The following is a 19,197-nucleotide window of genomic DNA, read 5'->3' as shown; positions in this document are numbered from 1 at the left end:
AAGGTCGGAGAAAGGCGTATCAAGCGTGGATACCTGTAGGGTTGAATCGAATCCGATACTGCGCCGCGAGCGCTGGTTGTGCCGTATCACTCCCTTTTATCAGCCCCGATTTCGGTCACCGGTGATCCGCCCAAAAGAGCGCGGGCGAGCGTACGCTCCCTGGGACTCGACGGCTACGTCGAGGGCACCAGCAGAACCGCACGTCCTGCCCGGCGGCAGACCGCCTCGGCAGTGCTTCCCAGTAGCAGTTCCCGCATGGGATTGTGTCCGCGCTTGCCGACGAGTATGAGTCCTGCCGCTATTTCGCGGGCGGTCTGGGCGATCGCCGTCGGCGGATCGCCGCAGATCAGCCGGGTCTCGATCGGGCCGGCGCCGCCGGCAAGGCTCCGCAAATGCCGCTCCGCATCGGCCGTTTCGATGGCCAACCCCGTCTCTTCATTACAGGCTGCCACCTGAACTGCCATCGCCCGACGGCAGCGGGTGGCGAGCTCGGCAAATACCCTTTCGGCACCCTGAGCCCCGGCGGAACCGTCGGTCGCGAGCAGTAGCGTCTCCGGAGGCGGCGTACTCTCTGTCTCGTTTAACGGTTCTAACCAGAGCGGGTGGTTTGTGAGCCGCGCGACATCCAGTACGACACTGCCGAGAAACAACTCCCGGAAGACACTGTGGCCCCGGCTACCGGCCAGGATCAGGTCAGCTCCGAACTGTTCCGCCGCCGCCACCAACTCGGCGCCGGGCTCGCCGGAGCGCACGTCCCACTCAACCGCAAATCCCTTGGCCGAGAGCGCTTCGGCCATCTCCGCCAGCCGTGCCTCATAATGGCTGCGATGGGTCTCGGCGGGCGCGGCCGGATAGCGGGTACTGAGCACATATACCAGTGTCAACCGGCGGGTTCCCCACGCCGCGAGGTGCTCCAGCCGACGCTGCAATACCTCCGAGGCCGGGGAGAAATCGATGGCCACCAATGCATGTTCAAACATCCTTCCGACTCCTCATACCAATCCCCTCCACATAAAGCCGGCGCCAGTACCAGAACCCTTCCAGCGACACGGATACCGTGTCCTCCACCTCGAGCCCTGCGGCCAGATAGCAATCCACCCCGTCCAGCGCCAGGCGGGTAAACCCCTCCGGATTGTCCGGCGCGTGTGGCTCGACCACCGGCACCGCCGCCTCCCCGCCGCAACAGCCGTGGCGCGGCGAGTAGCGCACGGTCACCACGCCGCCGTGCCTCAGCAGCCAGCGGCGGGCCGACTCACTTATGCTCACCTGCGGCTGGTCGTTCATGCACTTCCCGTCGGCAGGAAGTGATGCCGGGTGCGATTGGCGATACGCACCAGGGCCAGCATCAGCGGTACCTCCACCAGTACACCCACCACGGTCGCCAGAGCGGCGCCCGATTGCAGTCCGAACAGAGCAATGGCGGCGGCGACCGCCAGCTCGAAGAAGTTGCTGGCGCCGATCATCGCCCCCGGCGCCGCCACGTTGTGCGGGACCCGCCACGCCTTCGCCCAGCCGTAGGCGATAAAGAAGATGAGGACGGTCTGGATGATCAGGGGCACCGCGATGAGCGCGATGTGCAGCGGATTATCGAGGATCACCTCACCCTGAAAGGCGAACAGCAGCACCAGGGTCAGAATCAGGCCGATCGGCGTCACCGGGGCGATGCGCTTCATGAAGACGTTGTCGAACCACTCGCTACCCCGCCGCCGGATCACAAGCAGACGGGTGGCGTAGCCGGCGCCCAGCGGTATGACGATATAGAGCAGCACCGAAAGCGCCACGGTATCCCACGGCACCTGGATGTCAGAGATCCCCAGCAGCAGCACCACGATCGGTGCGAAGGCGAACAGCATAATGAGGTCATTTACCGCCACCTGCACCAGGGTATAGGCCGCATCCCCCCGGGTCAGATAGCTCCAGACAAAGACCATCGCCGTGCAGGGGGCGGCCCCGAGCAGGATGGCCCCGGCCAGGTACTCCCGCGCCAACGGTTCGGGGATCAGCGGCGCGAACACCACCAGCAGAAAGAACCAGGCGATGGCAAACATGGTGAAGGGCTTGATCAGCCAGTTGACCGTGGTGGTGATGGTCAGCCCCTTCGGCTGGCGGCGCACACCGAGGATGGAGGCAAAATCAATCTGCACCATCATCGGGAAGATCATCGCCCAGATGAGAACGGCGACCGGGATGGAGACCTGATAGTACTCCCACGCCGCCAGCGCCGTCGGCAGTGCCGGTGCCCACTGCCCCACCGAGACTCCGACCACGATCGCCAGGGCGACCCAAACCGAGAGGTAGCGCTCGAACACCCCCATCCCTTCGCGGGGATCGGGGACCTCACCCTTTTTTGCACGTTCGGTCATTTATCCGCGATACCTTTGCTTGTTCTTACGGGCTGTTGAAAACGTCTTTGGTTGTTCGACAGTTCAGGTCCCATTTCGTCGGATTATTCGGCTGCGAGTCGTTTCCGGAACTTACCAGGCTGCAGAGGAGATCAAATTCGTTTACCGGGTGGATCGATAACGTTTTAGTGGCGCAAGAGATCAGTAGATGATCGAATAGGGGTTTTGCAATCGAATCCCTAAATTATGTGGTTGCCCTGGGCGCAGGAGAGGGGACTGGTCGTAGCCAATTCAAACGATTGCCGACGCAGCCGACGAGACTTGTGAGCCGGCCCGAAGGGAGCCCCACAATTTTCCGCATGGACCCCTACGCCCTTACCACAATGCTGGCCTGGCACCGTGGGTTAGCCCGCAGTATCCCCGACCCAGGCGAACCAGCGCTCGAACAACTCCCGGTCGGCGCCGGCCACCACGGAGCGGGGCGCCAATCTCGGGGTAAATACTGCCTCCCCCTCAAGGGTGGCGGCACGGCCGCCCGCCTCCTGCAGAATCAGACTGCCGGCGGCGTAGTCCCAGAGTTTTTGACGCCCATGCAGGTAGACGTGGTAGCGCCCGGCCGCCAGGGTGCACCAGTCCAGGGCGGACGAGCCGCAGTTTCGCTGCGAGGCAAAGGGGGGCTCACTGACTACGCGGCAGGCCAGTTCAGAGGAGAGTCGCTTGAAGTCCACGGCACCGATGCCGTTGGCCAGCGGCAAATCCGGCGCGCAATCGCGGAGCGGCGCTCCATCGAGAGCAGCACCCTCGCCCTTCACTGCCGAAAAGGATTCGTCGCGAATCGGATCATAGACCACTCCACGTTCAATCTCGCCGTCCACCAACAGTGCCAGGGATACGGAAAAAAACGGCAATCCCATGGAGAAATTGGTGGTGCCATCCAGCGGGTCCAGCAGCCACAGGCCCTCGCGCGATTCATCCAGCAATTGCTGCTGTTGCGCCGCAGGCATCTCCTCACCCAACAGCGCGATTTGCGGCCACCGCTTTGCAAGGGCCGTAGCGAGGCGCTGCTGCATGGCAAGGTCAGCCTCCGTGACCAGGCTACCATCGGCCTTTTTTCGGGCCACCGCACCAAAACGCGGCAGCAGCTCCGTGCGTGCAGCTTCCGCGATAATCGACTGCAATTCCTCAATGGCCGGCATCATTACCTGCAGTACTCCTGTGATGTGCGCAGCGCTTCAAAAGATACTCACGTAGCGCCACGGCGTTGTTGTGGACATCATCTCGTGCCGAATAGATCAGGGTGATCGTCCCCTCACCGGCGGCCCGGCAGATCTCCGCGACCGCATCCGGGGTCTTGTCCAGCTCACGCCGGTAGCGTTCCTGAAATTCGCTCCAGCGGTTCGGATCATGCCCGAACCATTTACGCAGGTCGCTGCTGGGTGCCAGCGATTTCATCCAGTGTTGAACCGCGGCTTGTTCCTTTTTGACGCCTCGCGGCCATACCCGATCGACCAGGATGCGTAGTCCGTCAGCCTTGGCAGGTGTTTCGTAAACCCGTTTTGTTCGGATATCCATGGTATTGAACTATTTTTAAATTCAAGAATTACCAGCCTCTTGCGCTGAGTGTACTCAGTATCCAGGTCAAGGAAAGGGTGCAGCCATGGGAAGGATTCGCGACCTTTTGAAAGCCGATGATAATGATCCGCGCTCCCGCGCCCGTCGTGACTTGGCCATTTTCCGGGAGGCCAGCTTTTCCCGGACCGATGTCTCCACCCCTGCTCCGGACGATATGTACCGCCGCTATGCCTATCTGGAGTATTTTCTGGGCGCAGCCCGCTTTGCCGCCAAGCAGCACCATCTCAATGAACTCGGTTTCATTGAAGTCGGGCAGGAACAACTGCGGGAGGTGGGCGCCACAAAAGGTGAGGTGGAGTCCCTGTTATCGGATTTTGAATACGCCCGTTTCAAACCCCGCGGCCGCGAGGCCTTCGAAGAGGGCGCAAAGACCATGGAGCTGTGGGAACTGGGAAAAGACACCGATGCCCCCATGCGGCTGGCCGAACTGCTTCGGCATCAGTGACTGCAAAGTTTTACCACTGAGAACACGGAGAAAAAAGAGGCTACCACGGGGAGCACGGGGTACACGGGGCTACATAAATTCCCCGCATCTCGATGGTTAATCGCTGTATTGTCGATTTACCTCTGTGCACTCCGTGGTGATCGTTATTCGGAGGTTACACGTCGGTACCTGAATCCCCCCGTGCTCCCCGTGTCCCCCGTGGTTAACGCTGTTATCCCACCCAGACGCGGGCGTTGCGGAACATCCGCATCCAGGAGCCGTCGGCGCCCCATTCATCGGGATGCCAGGAGTGCTGAACGGCCCTGAATACCCGCTCGGGGTGTGGCATCAGGATGGTGAAACGCCCGTCGCGGTTGGTGAGTCCGGTAATGCCGAGCGGTGAACCGTTGGGGTTGCCAGGATAGATTTCGGTCGGGTCACCGTAGTTGTCCACATAGCGAAGCGCCACTGCATTCTCGCGCAGAGCCGCCGCCGGTCCGTTATCGGCATCGGCGAACTCCGCCCGACCTTCGCCATGAGCCACGGCGATAGGCATCCGTGAGCCTTCCATACCGGCCAGGAACAGCGATGGCGACTTCATCACTTCCACCATCGACACCCGGGCCTCGAACTGCTCGGAGGTGTTGCGCACGAAGTGCGGCCACAACTCGGCACCGGGGATCAGTTCGTGAAGGTTGGACATCATCTGGCAGCCATTGCAGACCCCCAGACCGAAACTGTCATTGCGACTGAAGAAGACCTCGAACTGCTCCCGTGCCCGCGCATTGAAAAGAATCGACTTCGCCCACCCTTCACCGGCACCAAGAACGTCTCCATAGGAGAAGCCGCCGCAGGCTACTACGCCCTTGAAACCATCGAGCGCGATTCGCCCGGCAATGATATCACTCATGTGGACGTCCACCGCGTCAAACCCGGCGCGACTGAACGCCGCCGCCATCTCAACCTGACCGTTGACGCCCTGTTCACGAAGCACCGCCACGCGGGGACGCACTCCCGTGGCGATGTAGGGCTTGGCCACATCCTCTTCCGGCTCAAAGTTGAGGTCGACGTAGAGACCCGGATCATTCACGTCCAGCAGGCGGTCGAACTCCTCCTGCGCACACTCCGGATTATCGCGCAGGGCCTGCATGCGATAGCTGGTTTCCGACCATGCCCGCTGCAGCTCTACCCGAAGCTCGTTCAGCAACTCGATGCGGTCGCGGCTGATGACGATGCGGTCTTCATCATTCAACTCACCGATAACGCGGCTCTGTTTGCCAAGCCCCGCCTCCCGCAACCATTGCAAGACTTCATCGGTATCGCTGTGGCGCACCTGGATCACGGCCCCCAGCTCCTCACTGAACAGCAGCGCGGCATCATCGCCTTCGCCGAGTCCGTCGAGCTCGATGTTGATGCCGGTCCGACCGGCAAAGGCCATTTCCGCCAGTGTGGTGAACAGGCCGCCGTCGGATCGGTCATGGTAGGCCAGAAGCAGCTTGCGCTCCGAAAGTTCCTGGATGGTATCGAAGAAGGCCTTGAACTGAAGCGGATCATCGAGATCCGGGGTGTGGTGTCCCAGCTCCTTGTAGACCTGGGCCAGGCAGGAGCCGCCGAGACGGTTACGTCCCTTGCCCAGATCGATAAAGATGAGGTCGGTATCGCCCTTGTCGCTACGCAGCTCGGGGGTGCGGGTTTTGCGGATATCCAGCACCGGCGCAAAGGCGGTGACGATGAGCGAGAGCGGCGCGGTGACGGAACGCTCGTCGTTCCCCTCTTGCCAGACGGTTTTCATCGACATGGAGTCCTTGCCCACAGGAATAGCCAGCCCCAGTGCCGGACACAGCTCCATACCCACGGCGCGCACGGCATCGTAGAGCCCCGCATCCTCGCCCGGATGGCCCGCCGGGGCCATCCAGTTGGCCGAGAGCTTGATGTCCGAGGTCTGCCTGATACGTGCGGCAGCGATGTTGGTGAGCGCCTCACCCACTGCCATGCGCGCGCTGGCCGCATGGTCGAGAAGCGCTATCGGAGTGCGCTCACCCATGGCCATCGCCTCACCGGTGTAGACGTCGTAGCTGGTGGCGGTGACCCCACAGTCGGCCACCGGCTCCTGCCACGGCCCCACCATCTGGTCACGTGCCACCAGCCCGGTGACACTGCGGTCACCGATAGTGATCAGGAATCGCTTGTCGGCAATGGCAGGCAGACGCAGCAGGCGATAGGCAGCCTCCTTCAGATCGATCCGTGCCGAATGGAATTCCGGTTTTTTGAAGGTCTTGTGGTGCACATCACGCAGCATTTTGGGCGGCTTGCCCAGCAGCACCTCCATCGGCATATCGATAGGGGTGTTGTCGAAGTGACCATCACCCAGCGTCAGTTGCCGATCCTCACTGGCCTCGCCGATCACGGCGTAGGGGCAACGCTCCCGCTCGCAGATGGCGGCAAACCGCTCCATGTCCGCCGGTTGCACGGCCAGCACATAACGCTCCTGGGCCTCGTTGCACCAGATCTCCTTTGGTGACATGCCCTGGTCGTCGTTGGGAATGGTGCGCAGCTCGAAACGACCGCCCCTGCCGGCGTCATCCACCAGTTCGGGCATGGCGTTGGAGAGACCGCCGGCACCGACGTCGTGGATCGAAACGATGGGATTGGCCTCCCCCTGCTGCCAGCAGCGGTCGATCACCTCCTGGCAGCGACGCTCCATCTCGGGATTGGAGCGCTGTACGGAGGCGAAGTCCAGATCCTCGGCACTCTGTCCCGAGGTCATGGAGGAAGCAGCGCCGCCGCCAAGGCCGATGAGCATTGCCGGACCACCCAGCACCACCAGCTGCGCAGCGGCGGGGATCCGGTTCTTGTCGACGTGTTCGGCACGGATGTTGCCAATACCGCCCGCGAGCATGATCGGCTTGTGATAGCCGCGCACTTCCTCGCCCGCAGGGCCGTTCACCCGCTCCTCATAGGTCCGGAAGTAGCCATTGATGGCCGGGCGGCCGAATTCATTGTTGAACGAGGCGGCACCAATGGGTCCCTCGAGCATCACCTCCAGCGCCGAAACGATGCGATTCGGCTTGCCGTAATTACTCTCCCACGGCTGCTCGAAATCGGGGATGCGGAGATTGGAGACGGAAAACCCGGTCAACCCCGCCTTGGGTTTGCCGCCGCGGCCGGTGGCGCCCTCATCCCGGATTTCGCCGCCGGAACCGGTGGCGGCTCCCGGACTCGGAGAAATGGCGGTGGGATGATTGTGGGTCTCCACCTTAATCATGAAGTGGACCGGTTCCTTGCACGCCCCATACAGTCCACTGTCGGGGTCGGGAAAGAAGCGACCCGCTTCAAAGCCCTCGATGACCGAAGCGTTGTCGTGGTATGCCGACAATACCCCCGCCGGATGCTGCTCGTGGGTATTACGGATCATCTTGAACAGGGAGCGTTCCTGTCTCCGTCCATCGATAATCCAGTCGGCATTGAAGATCTTGTGTCGGCAGTGTTCGGAGTTCGCCTGGGCAAACATCATCAACTCGGCATCGGAGGGATTGCGGCCGAGTTTCCGGAAATTTTCGACCAGATAGTCGATTTCATCCTCGGCCAGCGCCAGCCCCCAGTCGCGGTTGGCCTTCGCCAGCGCACCGCTTCCGCCGGTGAGGATATCCACCGTCTGCAGGGGACGCGGCTCGGTAGTGAGGAACAGCCCTTCGGCCTCCTCCAGCCGGTAGAATGCATTTTCGGTCATGCGGTCGTATAGCAGCGTCGCCACCTCCGCGAGGACATCGTCCTCCAGCACCCGGCCATCCGCCTTGAGGTAGTAGACCACTCCGCGTTCGATACGCCGCACGTGGCTGAGTCCGCAATTGCGGGCGATATCGCTCGCCTTCGAGGACCAGGCCGAGATGGTGCCTGCACGGGGGGTGATCACCAGCGACTGCCCTTCCGGCTCCTCACCGGGGATCGCGGGGCCATAGGTCAAAATACGGTCCAGAATGCCCCGTTGGGTTTCGTCCAGCTTCTCCTCCAGATCGACAAAATGGACGAACTCGGCATAAAGGTGGTCCACGGCCGGCACGCTCTGCTGCACCCGGGAGAGCAGCTTTTCAAGCCGAAAAGGAGAGAGGGCGGGGCTTCCGCGGAGGATCAGCATCGATACGGGCCTTCTTCGCTGGTAGTGGGACAATCAGTGGAAAGAGAAGCGGATTTTACAGGGGTGCGGGGCCTGCGGGCTAGTGCCGGTCGGATGACCAGCCGCGGTTGCCGATTCGCGGCTTCAGTGAAGCATGGCTGATGAGTCGCGGTACAAATTGCTATAATCGCCCGCTCATCTCCAAACCGGACCCTCATGAGCCCATCCGATCTCCCCAATGCGAGCCTGCTACGGCGTCTTGCCGCCATTCTCTATGACGGCCTGTTGCTGATGGCGGTGCTCTTTATCGCTTCCGCTGTAGTGCTGCCGCTAACCGGAGGCGAGGCGGTCCGTGCCGGCAATCCGCTTTTCACCAGCTATCTGTTCCTGGTTGCGTTCATTTTCTTTGCCTGGTTCTGGATCCACGGAGGACAGACGCTGGGGATGCGCGCTTGGCGGTTGCGGGTCGTTCGTTACGACGGCGGACCCATTTCCCTGTGGCAGGCACTCCTGCGCTACCTGGTCGCCTATGTGTCGTGGGGCGCCCTGGGGGCCGGCTTCCTGTGGTCACTGGTGGATCCGGAAAAACTCACCTGGCACGACCGCTACTCGCAAACCAGACTGATTGTCCTTCCGAAAAGTAGCTAGTGGCTAGTTGCTAGTGGCGAGGGACGAGGGGTTAGTAGCTAGTTGCGGGTCACAGGCCCCTCGGCTACGTTGCACTATTTCCCGCCTGGACCCCTCATCACTAGCCACTCGCTACTCGCCACTAGCAACTAGCCAGCCCTACCGAATCCGCCTCATCATCACCCCCCACAGTATGTAGACCACGAACGTGGGCAAGGATGCCGCCAGGAATGGCGGGATGTCGTAGACGACGCCGACACGATTGAATATGGCATTGAAGAGATAGAAGCCGATACCCAGTAGCGCCCCGAGCATGACGCGCTGCCCGATACTCACTGTCCGCATGGAGCCGAAGACGAAGGGAACCGCAAGCAGGACCATGCCGGCGGTAGCGAACGGGATCATGATCCGGACCCAGAACGCCAGGTCGTAGCGCCGGTCTTCCAGGCCGTTCTCTCGCATATAGCGCAGGTATTCCCAGAGATCCCTGGCGGAGAGATTCTCGGGCTTGATCGCCACCACATCGATCACGCCCGGCTCCAGGCTGCTTTCCCAGCGCAGTTCCCCCAGCTGGCGGCTATCGACCCCTTCGGGGGTGACTCGAGTGCGAACCACCTGTTCCAGTTGCCAGGCGTCATCTTGATAGATTCCCCGGGGGGCGAAGATCGTCTCCCTCAGGCTGTGGTTGTCATCGAAACGGTAGATGCGGACGTTGGAGGCGCGGCCATCCACCAGCAGCCGTTCAATATTGATGAATGAGCGGCCATCGCGGGCCCAAAGACCATCTTTCGTGTTCAGGCTGATGTCTTTACCCAGTGCCTCGGCACGCTGCATCTGGGCCTGCACTTCCAGGCGAGGGGCGATCAGTTCGCCGACCACTGTTACCGCCACCACCATCATCAGACCGACTTTCATGACCGCGACCATGATGCGGCGTATCGATACACCCGCCGCGCGCATGACCGTCAATTCACTCGTATTGGCGAGTGACCCCAAACCCAGCATGGTCCCGACAAGGGCCACCAGAGGGAAAAGCTGATAGGTATACAACGGGACCTGCATCAGGGTGAAAAGCAGGGCGTCCAGGACCGTATAATCACCCTTGCCCACATCCCCCATTTCCGAAACAAAGGTGCTGAAGAAGTAGATGGCGAGCAGCACCAGCATGACGGTACCGATATGGCCGGCGACAGTGCGTGCGATATAGCTGTCGAGGAGCTTCACTTCGCCACTCCCGGCTGCTTCGGCCCCGGCATTCGCCCCTGCCACCAGACCAGTGCGATCACCAGCGCCACCACCAGGAGGTGGACCCACCACAATCCCACTTCCGGACCGTACTCCCCCTCCCTGAGGGAGGCCCGGGCGACGGTCAACAGGTTGTTATAGGCGATGTAGATGACAATCGCGAAAAACAGCTTGCCGTAGCGCCCCTGCCGCGGCGAGGTCCTGGCGAGCGGCACCGCCAGCAGACCAAACAGGACTGCACTGATCGGCACCGATATTCGCCACTGCAGCTCGGCCATATCAGAGGGATCTTCGGATTCCCAGAGCTCTCCCGAGGACACTGCTCTTCGACGCCGCTCGGAGGCGACCACGGGCCGCTCCCGGACAAGGACTCCGTGCTCCCTGAATTCAATCAGCCGGAAATCATCGCCGGCGGGGTCCCCTTCATAGCGATAGCCATCCACAAACACCAGGTAGCGATCCCCCCCCCTGCCACGGACAGTCTGGTATCCGTTCTCCGACGTCAGCAGATGGGGGCGTTGCTGCTCCCGATCCTGCGCATAGCCAAAGACGTTCTCCAGTCTTCGCCCCTCGTCTCCGATCTCCTCCATGTAGATCAGGTATTCCCCCGAATCGGATTTATTGAACCGCCCCGCTTCCAGCCCCTCGATTTGAGAGCTGGCCTCGGCCTCGTCGATCACCAGATGCACCTGCTCCTCGGCCCAGGGCGCAAACCACAGTGCCAGACCGCCCATCAGCATCGCTACCGCCACGGACAATCCGCCTATGGCGCGATAGACCCGCTTCGGCCCCACGCCGCACGCTACCAGGGCTGTCATCTCGCTATCTTTGTAGAGCCGGCCGAGCGCAAGCAGTATTCCGAGAAAGAAAGAGAGTGGAAGAATAAACACCAGGTTGCCGACGCCCCGGTAAAAAAACAGCTCCATGACGATACCGACCGGGTACTTCCCCTCGGCGGTATCGGCCAGAATCCGCACAAACACCGTCGACATCTGAATGAGCGTCAATAGCAGGCCGACGCCCAAAAAAGTGTAGGCGGCCTCCCGCAGCAGATAACGTTCGATAATCAAAGCTCGGCAATCGCTGCAATAAAGGGTTAGAAGGGTGCCATTGATGGCGGCCTGACAGTCCTGTCGGAGTTAGGTGATCGCAGGGTGAAAGAGCGAGAAAACCTGGTCCGCTCTTCTCATCAGGCAGTAGATTATTCCCAAGTTCGACAGGATGCTAAAGTTTACGCTATAGATAGGCGCGGCAAAACAATGGTCCTTGCGCCCACCCTAATAACAAAACAGCAGGAGCGATTATGGATTTTAGCGTCAAGAAAGGCAGCCCCGAGAGCCAGAAAACCGCCTGCCTTATCCTCGGTGCCTTCGAGAAGAAGAAGCTCACTCCCGCCGCCGAGGCGATAGACAGGGCCACCGATGGCGCGATAACCGCTCTTCTCAAGGGAGGGGATCTCAAAGGCAAGCCCGGACAGACGCTTTGGATGCATGCCCCTGCCGGGGTGGCCGCCGAACGGCTCCTTCTGGTCGGCTGCGGCGACAAGACCACCCTCGATGACGCCACCTACCGGAAGGTGATCCAGGGGGCCTCGACGGCCCTCCGGCCCTCAGCTGCCAAGGATGCCTTGTGCTGTCTGCAGGACCTGGAGGTCAAAGGCCGTGACCTGGCCTGGAAGGTGCAACAGATTACCGAGGCGGTAGGTAATGCAGTTTACCTGTTCGACCAAATGAAGAGCGAGAAGGACAAGGACGCCGTCCCCAGCCTCAAGAAATTCCACTTCCTGGAAGAAGAGAAGGAAGCCATCAGGGCGGCAGAGGTCGGCAGCAAACGGGGCGCCGCCGTAGTCCTGGGTGTCGCCCTCGCCAAGGACCTTGCCAACCTGCCGGGCAACGTCTGCACCCCGACCTACCTGGCCCAACAGGCCAAAAAGCTTGGTGAGACCTACAAGAGTCTCCAGGTTTCCGTGCTCGAGGAGAAGGACATGGAGAAACTGGGCATGGGTGCCCTGCTCTCCGTATCCAGAGGCAGTCGTCAGCCTGCCAAACTAATCACGATGGAGTACCAGGGCGGCAAAAAGGGCGACAAACCCGTGGTGCTGGTGGGCAAGGGTCTGACATTCGACGCCGGGGGCATCTCCCTGAAACCCGCCGCGGCAATGGATGAGATGAAATACGACATGTGCGGCGCTGCCGGGGTGTTCGGTACCATGCAGGCGCTGGCCGAACTCAAGCTGCCCATCAATGTCGTGGGGGTGGTGCCCAGTTCAGAGAACCTCCCCGACGGGGCGGCGAACAAGCCGGGAGACATCGTCACCTCCATGTCCGGCCAAACCATCGAAATCCTGAACACCGATGCCGAAGGGCGCCTGATCCTCTGCGATGCCCTTACCTACAGCAAAAAATTCGACCCGGCGCAGGTAATTGATGTCGCCACCCTGACCGGCGCCTGCGTCATTGCCCTCGGCAAGCAGGCCACCGGATTGCTGGGCAATGACGACGAACTGATCGATGAGCTGCTGGCTGCCGGCCAGAATAGCGGCGACCGCGCCTGGCAGTTGCCTCTCTGGGAAGAGTACCAGGAGCAGCTGAAAAGCCCGTTCGCCGATATGGCCAACATCGGCGGCCGCGAGGCGGGCACGGTGACCGCCGCCTGCTTCCTCTCCCGATATACCAAGGAGTACAAGTGGGCCCATCTGGACATTGCCGGCACCGCCTGGAACTCCGGTGCCGACAAGGGCGCCACCGGACGGCCCGTACCGTTGCTGGTCCAGTATCTCCTGAGCCGTACGGCCAAATAGGCGCGAGGGACGAGATACGAGATTCGAGGAGCGGTATACTCCCAATCGAGTGTCCGGCCATGCGAGTGACAGCAGGTCGCGAACGCCCTCGAATCTCGAATCTCCTATCTCATATCTGACTTAGATGACCCGCATCGACTTCTACATTCTAAAAGCGTCATCCGCAGGCGAACGTGAAATGTTCGCCTGCCGGCTGACAGAGAAGGCCTTCGAGCAGGGCCACAGCATCTATATTCACGTCGCGGATGAAACAGCCGTGGCGCGACTGGATGAGCTGCTCTGGACCTTCCGTGCCGACAGTTTTCTGCCGCACGAGCGCCTCGATGTCCCCGATGCGGATATCGATACCCCGATCCATATCGGATTCGGAGAAGAACCGGGACCGCACGACGATGTCCTTATCAATCTGGCCGATGACGTGCCCCTGTTCTTCAGCCGCTTCCGGCGGGTGGCGGAAGTCATCGGCGGCGACGAGGCGCACCGCAACGCCGGCCGGGAGCGCTATCGTTTTTATAGAGACCGTGGATATCCCCTCGAGGCCCATAATCTATGAGCGAGAAGAAACGCAATAATCCGCTGATCAGCGAGCTCGACTCGCTCAAGGGGCTACTGGAAGCCGGTGAATCCGATTTTTCCGCCGCCATCGATGACCTGCGGATGAGCGCATGCAAAACCGAAGACCGGTCGGACGAGGATGACCTGTTCGAGGATTTCATCCCCGAGGAGTATCTGGTGGAAGTGGCACAGGAGTCCCTCCCCGACAGTGAGCGGAAAGATCGAGTAGCGTCTTTCCCGTCATCATTCACATCGGAAGTCCCGGGCACGGGCTCAACCGATGCAGACGAATCGATCCCCACCCTCGAAGAGGTGGTGGAAGAGGAGCGAGACGACGCCGAAGTCCCTGTACCACAGGGGCTTGCCGGACACGACGGAATGGAGATCCCGGTGCTGGAGGAGACGGTCTCGGTGGAGGATATCCGCCTGGAGGCGCCAGATGCCCTGGGCGCCACCTCCTGGAAAGAGCTGGAGGCCATTGTCGATCTCCTGGTCGAGCGTCGCCTGAGCGATATGCGCGAGATTTTAAAACAGGAGCTGCTCGGTGAGTTGGAGCGCCACACCGGGCTGGAACCGCCGACTCGGTAACCAATGTCGACCCCCTCCTTCATGGGGCCAGCTCTGTGACGTGAACCACGGGGAACACGGGGCGCACGGGGAGAAAAAGATCGGACAACCTGGAGCCGGATCCTCCGATCTCCGTAGGATGGGTTAAAGGGCGCCAGGCACCGCCCGTTCCGAGTGCCCGTGCCCACGACGCGCGCCGTAACCCATCGCAAACGCCGAGGTCGCACGCGCAAGCCCGGGCCTTTACCGGTAGGAGGGCCGCCTCGGCGCGATGCCATCCATGACGAAAATCGCCGCGGGGGCGCGCCTCCTACCGGGATATATCCCACCCCGAAAGGTAGGAGGGCCGCCCTCGGCGCGACAGATTCAATGAAAATCGCCGCGAGGGCGCGTCTCCTACCGGGAATATACCCCACCCGAAGGGTAGGAGGGCCGCCCCCGGCGCGACAGATTCACTGAAAATCGCCGCGAGGGCGCGCCTCCTACCGGGAATATATCCCCACCCCGAAGGGTAGGAGGGCCGCCCCCGGCGCGACAGATTCAATGAAAATCGCCGCGAGGGCGCGCCTCCTACCGGGAATATACCCCACCCCGAAGGGTAGGAGGGCCGCCCCCGGCGCGATGCCATCCATGATAAAAATCGCCGCGAGGGCGCGTCTCCTACCGGGAATATATCCCCACCCCGAGGGTAGGAGGGCCGCCCTCGGCGCGATGCCATCCATGATAAAAATCGCCGCGAGGGCGCGCCTCCTACCGGGAATATATCCCCCCCCGAGGGTAGGAGGGCCGCCCTCGGCGCGATGCCATCCATGACGAAAATCGCCGCGGGGGGCGCGCCTCCTACCGTGCGGAAAGCGAATTTGCTGCCTTTTCCAATCGGACCGATAACTCCTCTGTTTTACAGGAACCCGAACCTTTACGAACACGGGCCGCCGGCCGATTCTCCAGCCTTTTAGACGGGGCAGCGCATACTGATGTCGCTCGCCGGCCCCGCGGGTCGGGGCACAGTGACCAAACTCCGCCCCTCATCGGGTATAATTCGCTTCAATTTCCCCGGCCGGCCCGCCTGTAAGTCCGGTCGCGTTTTTCTAAAAAAAGAGCCAAATTCGACGCACGCCATGGAAAAAGCCTACGACCCGCACGCTATCGAACAGCGCTGGTACCAGTTCTGGGAAGACAATGGCCACTTTGCCCCCTCGGGCGAGGGCAGCCCCTACTGCATCATGATCCCGCCCCCCAACGTGACGGGTACGCTGCACATGGGACACGCCTTCCAGGACACCATCATGGATGCACTGACCCGGTTTCACCGCATGAAGGGCAACAACACCCTCTGGCAGGCGGGTTCGGACCATGCGGGGATTGCCACCCAGATGGTGGTCGAGCGGCAACTCGCCGCCGAGGGCAAGTCGCGGCACGACCTGGGCCGTGAAGATTTCATCGAGCGCGTGTGGGAGTGGAAGAAGCAATCCGGCGGCCATATCACCCGCCAGCTGCGCCGTATGGGCGCCTCCCTGGACTGGTCGCGCGAACGTTTCACCATGGATGAGGGCCTCTCTGCTGCGGTTAAGGAGGTTTTTGTCCGCCTCCATGAAGAGGGGCTCATCTACCGCGGAAAACGTCTGGTCAACTGGGACCCGGTACTACATACCGCGGTCTCCGACCTGGAGGTGGTCTCCGGCGAGGAGCAGGGCTATCTCTGGCACATGCGCTACCCCCTCTCCGACGGCTCCGGCCATCTGGTGGTCGCCACCACCCGCCCCGAGACCATGCTCGGTGACACCGCCGTGGCAGTGCATCCAGAGGACGAGCGCTACCAGCACTTGATCGGCAAGACGATCACCCTGCCCCTGGTCGGCCGCGAGATCCCCATCATCGCCGACGACTACGTCGACCCGGAGTTCGGTACCGGCTGCGTGAAGATCACCCCCGCCCACGACTTCAACGACTACGCAATGGGTCAGCGGCACAATCTGCCGATGATCAACGTCCTCACGGTGGACGCGCGGATCAACGACAACGCACCGGAAAAGTACCGCGGCAAAGACCGCTACGAGGCGCGTGACGAGATCATCCACGACCTCAAGGAAATGGAGTTGCTGGAGAAGATCGACGACCACAAGCTGATGGTCCCCCGCGGCGATCGCTCCGGCACCGTCATCGAGCCCTACCTCACCGACCAGTGGTTCGTGGATCTGACCCGAGACAAGCAGGAGGACGGCCGTACCGGCGGCAAGACCGCGATCACCGACCCGGCCATCGATGCGGTACGCTCGGGCAAGATCAAATTCGTCCCGGGCAACTGGGACAACACCTACTACCACTGGCTGGAGAACATCCAGGACTGGTGCATCAGCCGCCAGATCTGGTGGGGGCACCGCATCCCCGCCTGGTACGACGAGACGGGCAACGTCTACGTCGGCCGCAGCGAGGCGGAGGTGCGCGACAAGCACAATCTCGGCTTCGACGTGAAGCTCACACAGGACGAGGACGTGCTCGACACCTGGTTCTCCTCCGCCCTCTGGCCCTTCTCCACCCTGGGCTGGCCCGAAAAGACCCCCGAACTGAAGACGTTCTACCCGACCTCGGTGCTGGTTACCGGCTTCGACATCATCTTCTTCTGGGTGGCCCGCATGATCATGATGGGCCAGAAGTTCATGGATGACGTGCCCTTTCACGAGGTCTACATCCACGGCCTGGTGCGTGATTCCCACGGCCAGAAGATGTCCAAGTCCAAGGGCAATGTGCTCGACCCCATCGACCTTATCGACGGCATCGAACTCGAGTCACTGGTGCAGAAGCGCACCGCCGGCCTTATGCAGCCGGAGATGGCGAAGAAGATCGAAAAGGCCACCCGCAAGGAGTTTGCCGATGGCATTCCCGCCTATGGCACCGACGCCCTGCGCTTCACTTTCGCGGCCCTGGCCTCCACCGGCCGCGACATCAACTTCGATCTGGGCCGTATCGAGGGTTACCGCAACTTCTGCAACAAGCTGTGGAACGCGGCACGCTACGTACTCATGAACACCGAAGGTGAAGACTGCGGGGTAGGAGGGCCGCCCTCGGCGCGATTCCAGAAAACCAACGGCGACGGAAACACCGCCCCAATCGAATACTCCCTCGCCGATCGCTGGATCCGCTCGCGTTTCCAGAAGGCGGTCAAAGAGGTGAACGAGTCCGTCGCCACCTATCGCCTCGATCGCGCAGCCCAGGCGATTTACGAGTTCACCTGGGACGAATACTGCGACTGGTATCTGGAACTCTCCAAGCCGGTTCTCACCGGCGAGGCCAGCGAAGCCGCAAAACGCGGCACCCGCCAAACCCTGGTCCAAGTGCTCGAGGCACTCCTACGCCTCGCCCACCCCATCATGCCGTTCATCACCGAAGAGATCTGGCAGCGGGCCGCCCCGCTCGCCGGGAAGCTCCCCTCTCCCTCAGGGAGAGGGGCTGTGGGCGACGCACAGGGAAGTGCTAGTGTCGCGGGAGGCAGGATGCCGGGAGCGACTGAGGGGGATCAGTCAGTCGTGGCTACTTTGATGCGCCAGCCCTTCCCGGAACTCGACGAAGGGGATATCGATCCCGATGCCGAAGCGGAAATGCACTGGGTCATGGACTTCATCATCGGTGTGCGCAAAATCCGTTCCGGCATGAATATCGCCCCGGGCAAGGCACTACCGATCATTCTTGACGGCTACAGTGACGAGGACCAGGCCTGTATGGAGCGCAACAGCGCTTTTGTCGAACGCCTCGCACGCACCGAATCCGTCACATGGCTGGCCAAGGGCGAAGAGGCCCCCGAGGCCGCCACCGCCCTGGTCGGCAACATGAAGCTCCTGGTCCCCATGGCCGGACTCATCGACAAGGATGCGGAACTGGCCCGCCTCACCAAGGAGATCGACAAGCTCGGCAAGGACATGGAGCGCGGCAAAAAGAAACTGGAGAACGAGAGCTTCGTCGCCAAGGCCCCCGAAGCCGTGGTCCAAAAGGAGAAGGACAAAGTGGCCGACATGGAAAACTCACTCAGGAGCCTTGAGGAGCAGTTGGAGAAGATTCGGCGGATTTGAACCTGCTCCCCCCCTCCCGAGTCCCGGATGAGAGGAAAGTCATCAAGCGGAAGGCGCCTTCGGGCGCCTTTTTCTTTGCCTGATGGTCAATATTCCTTGTAGGAATTTGCCTACAGACATTGTGGGTCAAGTTCGGCAGACTTAAAGGACTTTCAGCTGTTTCCGTATAGCATCAGAAACACGGAATCTTTCTAACACCGTCTATGGAATTCGGTTTTATCCGATTTCTTGCCGGAAAAACGGAAGGTTGGCCTTGACTCCCGGGCCAGAGACGCAGTGTTATGAAGAATCCACATATTACGGAAAAGGCCGATTCGGCCTAATCAACTGTTAAGAGCTCCGCCATGTATCAAGCATTTAAGGACATGCCACCGTTTCTGAAGTTTCTAACCGTCCATGCTTTGGCTTGCATCTTCATTTTTCTGGCGGTTGTAATTCCTGGCGTACCAATAACTTTCGAAGGTGAGGTCATGGAGTCATCCGACCTTTGGACGAGGGGGTTGGGTTTGCCGACGGCATTTATAGGCTTGGCTATGCCGGTTGCTGGCGGGTTGTTTCTAAAGCGCTGGAGGTATTCACGGCAGCTCTATGCAGGGTTAATGGTTTCCGTCCTGGTCGCCCCATACGTAATTTGGCAACAGTTACTGCCAGCCGTATTCGGTGTCATAACTTCGTGCGCAATTATCGCTTACCTATTCATCAACCAGAAAGCCCGTGCGTATTTCGGCTCTTAATCGGGTAAGGGCGGGTATTTAGCCCGCCCTCCCCACACCACCTAGCATGCGGGTCCGCACTAGGCGGTTCACAAGAAAGAAGCACACGAGAAG

Annotated in this window: 14 protein-coding genes; 6 read left to right on the top strand and 8 right to left on the bottom strand. The window is 61.1% G+C overall.

Annotated elements, in window-relative coordinates:
- Positions 1-173 precede the first annotated feature (173 nt).
- From BLP65_RS04870 to BLP65_RS04850, 5 genes are all read right to left on the bottom strand, one after another.
- A complete protein-coding gene (locus tag BLP65_RS04870) occupies positions 174-980 on the bottom strand; it encodes a universal stress protein (RefSeq protein ID WP_092993334.1) in 807 nt (268 codons plus the stop codon).
- The gene (locus BLP65_RS04865; RefSeq protein WP_092993331.1) at positions 973-1,284 is read right to left on the bottom strand and encodes a CC/Se motif family (seleno)protein; all 312 of its coding nucleotides are present in this window, start codon (positions 1,282-1,284) and stop codon (positions 973-975) included. The genes BLP65_RS04870 and BLP65_RS04865 overlap by 8 nt, the downstream gene beginning before the upstream one ends.
- The gene (gene arsB, locus BLP65_RS04860; protein WP_092993328.1) at positions 1,281-2,363 is read right to left on the bottom strand and encodes an ACR3 family arsenite efflux transporter; all 1,083 of its coding nucleotides are present in this window, start codon (positions 2,361-2,363) and stop codon (positions 1,281-1,283) included. The genes BLP65_RS04865 and arsB overlap by 4 nt, the downstream gene beginning before the upstream one ends.
- 383 nt (positions 2,364-2,746) lie before the next feature.
- Positions 2,747-3,541: an inositol monophosphatase family protein gene (locus BLP65_RS04855; RefSeq protein ID WP_092993325.1), complete on the bottom strand. Its 795-nt coding sequence runs from the start codon at positions 3,539-3,541 to the stop codon at positions 2,747-2,749.
- Positions 3,525-3,914, bottom strand: coding sequence for a DUF488 domain-containing protein (locus tag BLP65_RS04850; RefSeq protein ID WP_092993322.1), 390 nt, complete (start codon positions 3,912-3,914; stop codon positions 3,525-3,527). The genes BLP65_RS04855 and BLP65_RS04850 overlap by 17 nt, the downstream gene beginning before the upstream one ends.
- 85 nt (positions 3,915-3,999) lie before the next feature.
- Between BLP65_RS04850 and BLP65_RS04845 the strand changes: the two genes are divergently transcribed.
- A complete protein-coding gene (locus BLP65_RS04845) occupies positions 4,000-4,419 on the top strand; it encodes a hypothetical protein (protein WP_092993320.1) in 420 nt (139 codons plus the stop codon).
- A gap of 211 nt (positions 4,420-4,630) precedes the next feature.
- On the opposite strand, the gene purL is transcribed toward BLP65_RS04845, so the two are convergent.
- Complete coding sequence (purL, locus tag BLP65_RS04840; protein WP_092993317.1) at positions 4,631-8,533, bottom strand: phosphoribosylformylglycinamidine synthase; 3,903 nt, start codon at positions 8,531-8,533, stop codon at positions 4,631-4,633.
- A gap of 195 nt (positions 8,534-8,728) precedes the next feature.
- Between purL and BLP65_RS04835 the strand changes: the two genes are divergently transcribed.
- Positions 8,729-9,160, top strand: a complete 432-nt coding sequence (locus BLP65_RS04835) for an RDD family protein (protein WP_092993314.1) — start codon at positions 8,729-8,731, stop codon at positions 9,158-9,160.
- 138 nt (positions 9,161-9,298) lie between these two features.
- On the opposite strand, the gene lptG is transcribed toward BLP65_RS04835, so the two are convergent.
- Entirely contained in the window at positions 9,299-10,363 is a 1,065-nt protein-coding gene (gene lptG, locus BLP65_RS04830) for an LPS export ABC transporter permease LptG (protein WP_175452445.1), read from the bottom strand.
- A complete protein-coding gene (gene lptF / locus BLP65_RS04825) occupies positions 10,360-11,454 on the bottom strand; it encodes an LPS export ABC transporter permease LptF (RefSeq protein WP_175452444.1) in 1,095 nt (364 codons plus the stop codon). The genes lptG and lptF overlap by 4 nt, the downstream gene beginning before the upstream one ends.
- Positions 11,455-11,687: 233 nt before the next feature.
- Between lptF and BLP65_RS04820 the strand changes: the two genes are divergently transcribed.
- The 4 genes from BLP65_RS04820 to BLP65_RS04800 all read left to right on the top strand — a co-directional run bounded on the left by BLP65_RS04820 (position 11,688) and on the right by BLP65_RS04800 (position 18,370).
- A complete protein-coding gene (locus BLP65_RS04820) occupies positions 11,688-13,184 on the top strand; it encodes a leucyl aminopeptidase (RefSeq protein ID WP_092993305.1) in 1,497 nt (498 codons plus the stop codon).
- Between the two features lie 124 nt (positions 13,185-13,308).
- The gene (locus BLP65_RS04815) at positions 13,309-13,737 is read left to right on the top strand and encodes a DNA polymerase III subunit chi (RefSeq protein ID WP_092993302.1); all 429 of its coding nucleotides are present in this window, start codon (positions 13,309-13,311) and stop codon (positions 13,735-13,737) included.
- The gene (locus BLP65_RS04810; protein WP_092993299.1) at positions 13,734-14,327 is read left to right on the top strand and encodes a hypothetical protein; all 594 of its coding nucleotides are present in this window, start codon (positions 13,734-13,736) and stop codon (positions 14,325-14,327) included. Before BLP65_RS04815 ends, BLP65_RS04810 begins: the two co-directional genes overlap by 4 nt.
- A gap of 1,097 nt (positions 14,328-15,424) precedes the next feature.
- Complete coding sequence (locus tag BLP65_RS04800; RefSeq protein ID WP_092993293.1) at positions 15,425-18,370, top strand: valine--tRNA ligase; 2,946 nt, start codon at positions 15,425-15,427, stop codon at positions 18,368-18,370.
- Positions 18,371-19,197: the final 827 nt, after the last annotated feature.

The organism is Thiohalomonas denitrificans (genome assembly GCF_900102855.1).
Taxonomy (GTDB): Bacteria; Pseudomonadota; Gammaproteobacteria; order Thiohalomonadales; family Thiohalomonadaceae; genus Thiohalomonas; species Thiohalomonas denitrificans.
The sequence above is the reverse complement of the archived record's forward strand: the minus strand, read 5'-3'. Positions and strand labels throughout refer to the sequence as shown.